We start from the raw sequence: 528 nt of genomic DNA on the forward strand, positions 1-528 counted from the left end.
CATCAGCACACTATTGCAGTCCTGTAGTGCATATTCGAGGATGAGCACCCCAGAGGCAGAGTCCTCACCAACAACAGCACAGCCTCCCATAGACAAACCAGATGGCTGGATCAGTTGACCATTGCTGAACATATCCTTCTTTACCTCCACATGAACCCGGTCCTCACTGCATTGAACAGCCACACTACTGGGAGTCACAGGTTTCCTCAACTGGAAGTTCACCGCCAACTCACGTTGCACCTCTGGAACGACGGGAAACTTCCAGTCCAAAGGCTTGACTGGACCCTGCAACAGCTGCTTCTCCTGAAGACCAAGAGGGTCTTGCGCAAATTTTCTGTAGTCAAGACTCGGAAGCTGAGAAGCCTTTTGGGAAGGATTCAAGAACCCTTGAGAAGAAAGATCAGGAACTCTGGAAGCTGAAGCTGATTGCGGCTTTCTGCTGCTTGGACTTTGACGGTGTTTCAAACTTCCCAATGCACTCTTCAGATCAAAAGCCACAATCACAACCAACACTAACACACCTTGCAA

General features: G+C 49.4%; 1 protein-coding gene. It reads right to left on the reverse strand.

Features of this window, described 5'->3' with window-relative positions:
* Positions 1 to 528 (reverse strand): hypothetical protein (locus tag GQS58_RS16955; RefSeq protein WP_166388072.1); only part of this gene is annotated, 528 nt, incomplete at both ends.

The organism is Polaribacter sp. 11A2H, from assembly GCF_011379025.1.
Lineage (GTDB): Bacteria > Bacteroidota > Bacteroidia > Flavobacteriales > Flavobacteriaceae > Polaribacter.